General features: G+C 70.9%; 7 protein-coding genes. 5 read left to right on the top strand and 2 right to left on the bottom strand.

Annotation, left to right across the window (positions count from 1 at the left end):
* The first annotated feature begins 93 nt into the window (after positions 1-93).
* Complete coding sequence (locus ACFV3E_RS38515; RefSeq protein WP_500539929.1) at positions 94-2,313, top strand: NADP-dependent isocitrate dehydrogenase; 2,220 nt, start codon at positions 94-96, stop codon at positions 2,311-2,313.
* A gap of 83 nt (positions 2,314-2,396) precedes the next feature.
* On the opposite strand, the gene ACFV3E_RS38520 is transcribed toward ACFV3E_RS38515, so the two are convergent.
* Both ACFV3E_RS38520 and ACFV3E_RS38525 read right to left on the bottom strand, forming a co-directional pair.
* Positions 2,397-3,125 carry an SRPBCC family protein gene (locus ACFV3E_RS38520; RefSeq protein WP_500539931.1) on the bottom strand — a complete coding sequence of 243 codons (729 nt, stop codon included), beginning with the start codon at positions 3,123-3,125 and terminating at the stop codon, positions 2,397-2,399.
* Between the two features lie 114 nt (positions 3,126-3,239).
* The gene (locus ACFV3E_RS38525; RefSeq protein ID WP_500539933.1) at positions 3,240-3,905 is read right to left on the bottom strand and encodes an ArsR/SmtB family transcription factor; all 666 of its coding nucleotides are present in this window, start codon (positions 3,903-3,905) and stop codon (positions 3,240-3,242) included.
* Positions 3,906-4,205: 300 nt separating this feature from the next.
* On the opposite strand from ACFV3E_RS38525, the gene ACFV3E_RS38530 reads away from it, so the two are divergent.
* The 4 genes from ACFV3E_RS38530 to ACFV3E_RS38545 all read left to right on the top strand — a co-directional run bounded on the left by ACFV3E_RS38530 (position 4,206) and on the right by ACFV3E_RS38545 (position 9,111).
* Positions 4,206-5,048 (top strand): nitrilase-related carbon-nitrogen hydrolase, encoded by an 843-nt coding sequence (locus ACFV3E_RS38530; RefSeq protein ID WP_089226758.1) that lies wholly within the window; start codon positions 4,206-4,208, stop codon positions 5,046-5,048.
* A gap of 16 nt (positions 5,049-5,064) precedes the next feature.
* Positions 5,065-6,465, top strand: a complete 1,401-nt coding sequence (gene hydA / locus ACFV3E_RS38535) for a dihydropyrimidinase (protein ID WP_500539935.1) — start codon at positions 5,065-5,067, stop codon at positions 6,463-6,465.
* Positions 6,466-6,485: 20 nt separating this feature from the next.
* Positions 6,486-7,508: a TIGR03842 family LLM class F420-dependent oxidoreductase gene (locus tag ACFV3E_RS38540; protein WP_500539937.1), complete on the top strand. Its 1,023-nt coding sequence runs from the start codon at positions 6,486-6,488 to the stop codon at positions 7,506-7,508.
* 70 nt (positions 7,509-7,578) lie between these two features.
* Positions 7,579-9,111 carry an NCS1 family nucleobase:cation symporter-1 gene (locus tag ACFV3E_RS38545; protein WP_500539939.1) on the top strand — a complete coding sequence of 511 codons (1,533 nt, stop codon included), beginning with the start codon at positions 7,579-7,581 and terminating at the stop codon, positions 9,109-9,111.
* Positions 9,112-9,202: the final 91 nt, after the last annotated feature.

Here is a 9,202-nt window from a genome sequence, read left to right on the forward strand (position 1 = left end):
GTGCCCGGGCGCCGGGAGGGTCCATTCGAGTGGTGGCCGCTCACGAGATATCTTGATGTCGAGCAATGTTGCAGACGTGGAGCGGAGCACCCGGTGACTGACTCGACCATCATCTATACGCACACCGACGAGGCGCCGGCGCTGGCGACGTACTCGTTCCTGCCCGTGATCCAGGCGTACGCCTCCACGGCCGGAGTCGCCGTGGAGACCCGTGACATCTCCCTGGCCGGGCGCATCATCGCGAGCTTCCCCGAGTACCTGGAGGAGGGCCAGCGCATCGCCGACGCCCTCGCCGAGCTCGGCGAGCTCGCCAAGACCCCGGCCGCGAACATCATCAAGTTGCCGAACGTCTCGGCCTCGATCCCGCAGCTGAAGGCCGCGGTCGCCGAGCTGCAGGCGCAGGGCTACGCACTGCCGGACTACCCGGACGACCCGAAGTCCGACGAGGACAAGGACGTCCGCGCCCGCTACGACAAGATCAAGGGCAGCGCCGTCAACCCCGTCCTGCGCGAGGGCAACTCCGACCGCCGCGCCCCCGCGTCGGTCAAGAACTACGCCAAGGCGCACCCGCACCGCATGGGCGCGTGGTCGGCCGACTCGAAGACGAACGTCGCGCACATGACCGCCGACGACTTCCGTTCCACGGAGAAGTCCGCCGTCATCGCCGAGGACGGCGCGCTGCGCATCGAGCTGGTCGGCGACGACGGCACGACCACCGTGCTGCGCGAATCGGTGCCGGTGCTCGCGGGCGAGGTCGTGGACGCCTCCGTCATGCGCGTCGCCGTGCTGCGCGAGTTCCTCGGCGAGCAGGTCGCCCGCGCCAAGGCCGAGGACGTCCTGTTCTCGGTGCACCTGAAGGCCACGATGATGAAGGTCTCCGACCCGATCGTCTTCGGCCACGTGGTCCGCGCCTTCTTCCCCAAGACCTTCGCCCAGTACGGCGAGACCTTCGCGGCCGCCGGCCTCACCCCGAACGACGGCCTCGGCGGCATCCTCAAGGGCGTCGAGTCCCTGGCCGACGGCGCGGCGATCAAGGCCTCCTTCGAGGCGGAGCTGGCCGAGGGCCCGGCCCTGGCCATGGTCGACTCCGACCGCGGCATCACCAACCTGCACGTCCCGAGCGACGTCATCGTCGACGCCTCCATGCCGGCCATGATCCGCACCTCCGGCCACATGTGGGGCCCGGACGGCCAGGAGGCCGACACCCTCGCGGTGCTCCCGGACAGCAGCTACGCCGGCATCTACCAGGCCGTCATCGACGACTGCCGCGCGAACGGCGCCTTCGACCCGGCCACGATGGGCTCGGTGCCCAACGTCGGTCTCATGGCGCAGAAGGCCGAGGAGTACGGCAGCCACGACAAGACCTTCGAGATCCAGCACACCGGCACCGTCCGCCTGGTGGACCAGGCCGGGAACGTCGTGCTGGAGCAGGCCGTCTCCGCCGGCGACATCTTCCGCGCCTGCCAGACCAAGGACGCGCCGATCAAGGACTGGGTCAAGCTCGCCGTCACCCGCGCCCGCGCGACCGGCGACCCGGCGGTGTTCTGGCTGGACGAGACCCGCGCCCACGACGCGAACCTCATCGCCAAGGTGAAGCAGTACCTGACGGAGCACGACACCGAGGGCCTGCGGATCGAGATCAAGTCCCCGGTCGAGGCGACCAAGTTCTCCCTCGACCGCATCCGCCGCGGCGAGGACACGATCTCCGTCACCGGCAACGTGCTGCGTGACTACCTCACCGACCTCTTCCCGATCCTGGAGCTGGGCACCAGCGCCAAGATGCTGTCGGTCGTGCCGCTGATGAACGGCGGCGGCCTCTTCGAGACCGGCGCCGGCGGCTCCGCGCCCAAGCACGTCCAGCAGCTGGTCAAGGAGAACTACCTGCGCTGGGACAGCCTCGGCGAGTTCCTCGCGCTCGCGGTCAGCTTCGAGCACCTGGCGACCACCACGGGCAACGCCCGCGCCCAGGTCCTGGCCGACACCCTCGACCGCGCCACGGGCACCTTCCTCAACGAGGACAAGTCGCCCAGCCGCCGGCTCGGCGGCATCGACAACCGCGGCAGCCACTTCTACCTGGCGATGTACTGGGCCCAGGAGCTGGCCGGGCAGACGGACGACGCCGAGCTGGCCAAGGCCTTCGGCCCGCTCGCCCAGACGCTGACCGAGAAGGAGCAGGTGATCGTCGACGAGCTGATCGCCGTGCAGGGCTCCCCGGCCGAGATCGGCGGCTACTACCAGCCCGACCCGGCCAAGGCCGCGGCCGTCATGCGTCCGTCCGCGACCTTCAACGAGGCGCTGGCGACCCTGGCCTGACGCGACCGGCAGCACGACGCGAACCGCCCCGGCTGGTGATCCAGCCGGGGCGGTCCGGTGCACGGGGCGGGTGGGGCGCGCGGTTACGCGAAGACGCCGTCCAGCCACGCCTGCCAGCGCTGCCCGGCCCGCTCGCCGTCGGCGCCGGGGGCGAAGTCGTGCACGCTCACGCCGACCGGGGCGCCGAAGTGGTTGCGGCCGAAGACCCGGTACATCGCGTCGCCGGTCCGCAGGCCGACGAAGTACCGGTTGCGGTAGTCGACCACGGCCTCCACCGGCCCGGCACCGGGCAGTTCGACACGCACCACGGCGCCCTCGGCCGCGTCGTCCGGCACCCCGAGGGCGCGGCTGACGACCTCGAGGGCGTCCGGCGCGGTGGACGCGGCGGGGCCGCCCACGGTGGCGAAGGCGGCCGGCCGCCCGGTGAAGTGGGTCAGGTACTGGCGCAGGGTGTGCAGGTAGAAGTCGGTGTGCTTGCTCGCGCCGTCGTACTGGTTGTCCCAGTCGTCGACGAAGACGCCGCTGTGCACGTAGCGCACCCAGGCGCCGCCGCCCTCGCGCTCCTCGACGACGTGCTCGAGCTGGTTGAAGAACTGGTTGTCGACGCCCTCCGGGCTCTCCGACCGGGCGATCAGGTGGTGCGGCGGGTCCCAGGCGGTGAGGGTGCCGCCGAAGGGCGCGGCGCCGCCCTTGCGCGGCTCGAACTCCTGGGGCCACAGCCAGCCGGCCGAGCCGGTGGTGACGGCCTCCCAGACCTCCTCCGGGCTCGCCTCGGTCTCGAACTCGCGGACGATCTCGAATTCCTTGGACATGGTGCTGCTCGCTCCTCGGGGGACGGGCCCGGACGCCCGGACGACGTGGTGGGTGGTGGGGTGGGGGTGTTCGGCGGTGCGGTGCGGTACCGGCCGGGACAGGTCACGGGCCGCTCACGGGGACTCCGCGACGGCGGCCGGAGTGGCCCGCCCGACGGCCGGTGCGGACTCCCCGGACGGCCCGGACGGGGGACCGGGTTCCTTGACGGTGGGGTGGAGCGCGACCACGATGCGGTGCTCGCGACCTCCCTCGCCGTCCGTGTCGTGGTACTTGGCGATCAGCGCGCTCACCCCGCGGGTCAGCTCCTCCACGAACGCGGCCCGGTCGGCGGCGGAGGCGAAGCGCACCTCCCCGTCGAGGGCGTACGTCGCGAGCCGCTTGCGGGCCCTGGCCGCACCGGTGATCAGGGTGCCGACGTCGCGGACGAGCCGGGCGGCGACGGCCAGCAGCCAGCGCGCGGACAGCTGGTCGCGGAAGCGCCCGGGGTCCGGCTGGACGGCGGCGAGCGCGAGCGGGGAGATCACGTACGAGGCCGCGGTGGCCCGCATCAGCCGTTCGGTGACGTTGCCCTTCCGGCGTTCGCCGGCCAGCTCGACCAGGCCGTGCGCCTCCAGCGTCCGCAGGTGGTAGTTCACCTTCTGCCGCGGCAGCCCGACCCGGGCGGCGAGCATGGCCGCCGACGCCGGCCCCTCCGCCAGCTCGGCGAGGAGGCGGGCCCGTACGGGGTCCAGCGTGGCGGCGGCGGCCGCCGAGTCCTCGATCACGCTCACGTCCAACATGGCCCCACCGTCTCACCGAAAAGTTTTTTTGTCCAGCCCATATTTCTTGTCGGTGAGTCGGGGACACCCGCCGGTAACGCCGGCGCCCGGGACGAAACGCCGATTTCACCTGCCGCGCGAACGGACCTGACACCGCCGTGGACCGCGTCCGCGCAGGTGACGCGACGGAACGCCGGGGGCCCCAGCGCGTTACAGCGTGGTACTGCACCCCGCACCCCAGGGCTCCTAATGTCAGCCGTCAAGCGGCCCGGAGTTCACCTCCGCGGCCCGCTCATTGCCGCGACGTCGGAGGGAAGACCGATGAGTCGAGTAGTGCGCGCCGCGCTCGTCCAGACGAAGTGGACCGGCGACAAGGAATCGATGACCGACCTCCACGAGCGGTACGCCCGCGAGGCGGCCGCCCAGGGGGCGCAGGTCATCGGCTTCCAGGAGGTGTTCAACGCCCCGTACTTCTGCCAGGTGCAGGAGCCCGAGCACTACCGGTGGGCGGAACCGGTGCCGGACGGCCCGACGATCGTGCGGATGCAGGCGCTCGCCAAGGAGCTCCGCATGGTGATGGTGGTGCCGGTCTACGAGATCGAGCAGGCGGGCTTCTACTACAACACCGCCGCCGTGATCGACGCTGACGGCAGCTACCTCGGCAAGTACCGCAAGCACCACATCCCGCAGGTCAAGGGCTTCTGGGAGAAGTACTACTTCAAGCCCGGCAACCTGGGCTGGCCGGTCTTCGACACGGCCGTCGGCAAGGTCGGCGTCTACATCTGCTACGACCGCCACTTCCCCGAGGGCTGGCGGGCGCTCGGCCTCGCCGGCGCCGAACTGGTCTACAACCCCTCCGCCACCTCGCGCGGGCTCTCCTCGTACCTGTGGCAGCTGGAGCAGCCGGCCGCGGCCGTCGCCAACGAGTACTTCGTGGCCGCCATCAACCGGGTCGGCCAGGAGGAGTACGGCGACAACGACTTCTACGGCACGTCCTACTTCGTCGACCCGCGCGGTCAGTTCGTGGGCGACGTCGCCTCCGACAAGGAGGAGGAACTCGTCGTCCGCGACCTGGACTTCGGGAAGATCGAGGAGGTCCGGCAGCAGTGGGCCTTCTACCGGGACCGCCGCCCCGACGCCTACGGCCCGCTGACCGAGGCCTGAGGAAGGGAGGGAACCGGTGAGCCGAACCCTGATCCGCGGCGGACTGGTCATCACCGCCGCCGAGGAGGTCCACGCCGACGTCCTCGTCGAGGACGAGAGGATCGTCGCCCTCGCCACTACCGGCAGCACGGTCGCCGAGGGCTGGACGGCCGGCACCGTGATCGACGCGACCGGGACGTACGTCATCCCGGGCGGTGTCGACGCGCACACCCACATGGAGCTGCCCTTCGGCGGCACCTTCGCCTCGGACACCTTCGAGACCGGCACCCGGGCCGCCGCCTGGGGCGGCACGACGACGATCGTGGACTTCGCCGTCCAGTCGGTGGGCGAGTCGCTGCGCGCCGGGCTCGACGCCTGGCACGCCAAGGCCGAGGGCAACTGCGCCGTCGACTACGCGTTCCACATGATCGTGTCGGACGTCAACGAGAACAGCCTCAAGGAGATGGACCTCCTCGTCGACGAAGGGGTCACCTCCTTCAAGCTGTTCATGGCCTACCCCGGCGTCTTCTACAGCGACGACGGCAAGATCCTGCGGGCCATGCAGCGTGGCGCGGCCAACGGCGGCCTGGTCATGATGCACGCGGAGAACGGCATCGCCATCGACGTCCTGGTCGAGCAGGCGCTGGCCGCGGGCAGGACCGACCCCCGCTACCACGGCGAGGTCCGGCGGGAGTTGCTGGAGGCCGAGGCGACCCACCGCGCCATCCGGCTGGCCGAGGTGGCCGGTGCGCCGCTCTACGTCGTCCACGTCTCCGCTCAGCAGGCGGTCGCGGAGCTGGCCACGGCACGCGATCGCGGCCTCAACGTCTTCGCCGAGACGTGCCCGCAGTACCTGTTCCTGTCCACGGACAACCTGGCCGAGCCGGACTTCGAGGGCGCCAAGTACGTCTGCTCCACGCCGCTGCGGCCCAGGGAGCACCAGGCGGAGCTGTGGAAGGGTCTGCGGACCAACGACCTGCAGGTGGTGTCCACGGACCACTGCCCGTTCTGCTTCGTGGGGCAGAAGGAGCTGGGCCGGGGTGACTTCTCCAAGATCCCCAACGGTCTGCCGGGGGTGGAGAACCGGATGGACCTGCTCCATCAGGCGGTGGTGGACGGGCACATCAGCCGGCGCCGGTGGATCGAGATCGCCTGTGCGACCCCGGCGCGGATGTTCGGGCTGTACCCGCGCAAGGGCACCATCGCGCCGGGCGCGGACGCCGACATCGTCATCTACGACCCCGGCGCGGAGCAGGTCATGTCCGCCTCCACCCACCACATGAACGTCGACTACTCGGCCTACGAGGGCCGGCGCGTACGCGGCAGGGCCCGCACCGTGATGTCGCGCGGCACCGTCGTCGTCGACCAGGACCGCTACCTGGGCCGGGCCGGCCACGGCCGCTACCAGACCCGCGAGACCTGCCAGTACCTCGTCTAGCCACCCCAGGGAGCAGAGCTATGGATTTTGGTCTCGTCCTGCAGACGGACCCGCCCGCGTCGGGGGTCGTGGAGCTGATGCGGCGCGCCGAGCGCAACGGCTTCACCCACGGCTGGACCTTCGACTCCACGGTGCTGTGGCAGGAGCCGTTCGTCATCTACAGCCAGATCCTCGCGCGGACGGAGCGGATGGTCGTCGGCCCGATGGTCACCAATCCGGGCACCCGTACCTGGGAGGTGACCGCGTCCACCTTCGCCACGCTGAACGAGATGTTCGGCAACCGGACGATCTGCGGCATCGGCCGGGGCGACTCGGCGATGCGTGTGGCGGGCCGCAAGCCCAACACCCTCGCCCGCATCGAGGAGGCGATGCACGTCATCCGCGAGCTCGCCGAGGGCCGCGAGGCCGACCTCGGCGGCGGGACGGTGGTGAAGTTCCCGTGGGTGCGGCCCGGTGCCGAACTGCCGGTGTGGATGGCGGCGTACGGGCCGAAGGCGCTGGCGATCGCCGGGGCGAAGGCGGACGGGTTCATCCTGCAGCTCGCCGACGTCTACCTGACCGAGTGGATGGTCAAATCGGTCAGGGACGCCGCGGTCGCCGCCGGCCGCGACCCCGCGCGGGTGAAGGTCTGCGTGGCGGCCCCCGCGTACGTCACCGAGGACGACTCCCCGCAGGCCCTGGCCCACGCCCGCGACCAGTGCCGCTGGTTCGGCGGCATGGTCGGCAACCACGTCGCCGACCTGGTGGCCAGGTACGGCGAGGTGTCGAGCGCGGTCCCCCAGGAGCTCACGGATTACATCAAGGCCCGTGAGGGGTACGACTACTCGCACCACGGCCGTTCCGGGAACCCCGACACCGCGTTCGTCCCCGACGAGATCGTCGACCGCTTCTGCCTCATCGGCACCGCAGAGCAGCACATCGAGAAGCTGCGCGCCCTGAAGGCCCTCGGTGTCGACCAGTTCGCCCTGTACGACATGCAGGACGCCAAGGAGTCCACCATCGACGTCTACGGCTCCACCGTCATCCCCGCGCTCCGCGGCTGATCCCGGGCCCGCCATCCCCCCGCACGGCACGTTCGATCCCCGTTCCCCGCCTCGAACGAAGGGGGCTGCCATGACAGCCACCGCTCCACCCCCCGCCGGAAGAGCCGGGGCCGACGGCCGCGTCGAGCTCTCGCCCGACGCCGTCCCGTCCGGCCCCTACGCCAACGAGGACCTGCTCCCCGTTCCGCTCGCCAAGCGGAAGTGGACCACGTACAACTTCACCGCGCTGTGGATCGGGATGGCGCACAACGTCGCCTCCTGGACCCTCGCCTCGGGCCTGGTCGCCCTCGGCATGGACTGGAAGCAGGCGGTGCTCACCATCGCCCTCGCCAACCTCATCGTGCTCGTGCCGATGCTGCTCACCGGCCACGCCGGTCCCAAGTACGGCATCCCGTTCCCGGTCTTCGCCCGCGCGTCCTTCGGGGTGCGCGGGGCCAACCTGCCCGCCCTGGTCCGGGCGGCGGTCGCCTGCGTGTGGTTCGGCATCCAGACCTGGATCGGCGGCTCCGGCATCTTCCTGCTCGCGGGGAAGCTCTTCGGCGACTCCTGGGCGACCGCCGGGACGATCGGCGGCTACCCGTGGACGCAGTGGCTCTCCTTCGTCGTTTTCTGGATCATCCAGGTCGCGATCATCGTGCGCGGCATGGAGATGGTGCGGCGGTTCGAGAACTGGGCGGCCCCCTTCGTCATCGTCGGCGCGATCGCGCTGCTGATCTGGATGAGCGTGAAGGCCGGCGGCTTCGGCCCGCTGCTCGACCAGCCTTCCGCACTCGGCTGGGGCGGTGACTTCTGGAAGGTCTTCTTCCCCGCCCTCATGGGCATGATCGGCTTCTGGTCGACGCTCTCCCTCAACATCCCCGACTTCACCCGCTACGCCGCCGGCCAGCGCGCCCAGCTGTGGGGCCAGTCCCTCGGACTGCCCACCACGATGACGCTGTTCGCACTGCTGTCGGTACTGGTCACCTCCGGCTCCCAGGCGGTGTACGGCGAGCCGATCTGGGACCCGGTGGCGCTGGCCGCGAAGCTCGACAACTGGGCCGCGGTGCTCTTCGCGCTGATCACGGTCCTGGTGGCCACCTTGTCGGTGAACATCGCGGCCAACGTGGTCTCGCCCGCCTTCGACCTCTCCAACATCGCGCCGCGCAGGATCAGCTTCCGCACCGGCTCGTTGATCACCGCGGTCGTGGGCGTCGTCATCTTCCCCTGGAAGCTGCTGGCCAGCCCGCAGGCGTACATCTTCACCTGGCTCGGCACCGTCGGCGGTCTGCTCGGCACGGTCGCCGGCATCCTCATCGCCGACTACTGGATCCTGCGCCGCACCCGGCTGGAACTGGCCGACCTGTACCGGACGGAGGGCCGCTACTGGTACTCCGGCGGCTGGAACTGGCGGGCGCTGGCGGCCTTCGCGGTCGGCGGTGTCCTGGCCATCGGCGGCTCGCACTCCGGGCTCGACGCCAAGGGCGTCAAGCAGGGGCCGTTCCCGGTCGACGGGATGATCCCCTTCCTGAAGCCGCTCGCGGACTACGGGTGGGCCGTCGGCCTCGCCGCCTCCCTCCTCGTCTACCTCCTGCTCAGCCGTCTCGCGCCCGACCGCAGGAGCTGACCCCGCCGGTTCGCACCGGGGCCCGGGGGCCGCCCGCGGCGCGGGCCGGCCCGGGCCCCGCCGCGCGCGGGGCCGCGTGCGCGGGCCGCGC

Origin of the sequence: Streptomyces sp. NPDC059718, from assembly GCF_042733315.1 — a bacterium.
Lineage (GTDB): Bacteria > Actinomycetota > Actinomycetes > Streptomycetales > Streptomycetaceae > Actinacidiphila.

What these genes read in the sequence shown, in the direction of transcription:
- ACFV3E_RS38545 (WP_500539939.1), top strand. Translation starts at nt 7,579, where the DNA reads ATGACAGCCACCGCTCCACCCCCCGCCGGAAGAGCCGGGGCCGACGGC.
- ACFV3E_RS38525 (WP_500539933.1), bottom strand. Translation starts at nt 3,905, where the DNA reads ATGTTGGACGTGAGCGTGATCGAGGACTCGGCGGCCGCCGCCGCCACG.
- ACFV3E_RS38530 (WP_089226758.1), top strand. Translation starts at nt 4,206, where the DNA reads ATGAGTCGAGTAGTGCGCGCCGCGCTCGTCCAGACGAAGTGGACCGGC.
- ACFV3E_RS38540 (WP_500539937.1), top strand. Translation starts at nt 6,486, where the DNA reads ATGGATTTTGGTCTCGTCCTGCAGACGGACCCGCCCGCGTCGGGGGTC.
- ACFV3E_RS38520 (WP_500539931.1), bottom strand. Translation starts at nt 3,125, where the DNA reads ATGTCCAAGGAATTCGAGATCGTCCGCGAGTTCGAGACCGAGGCGAGC.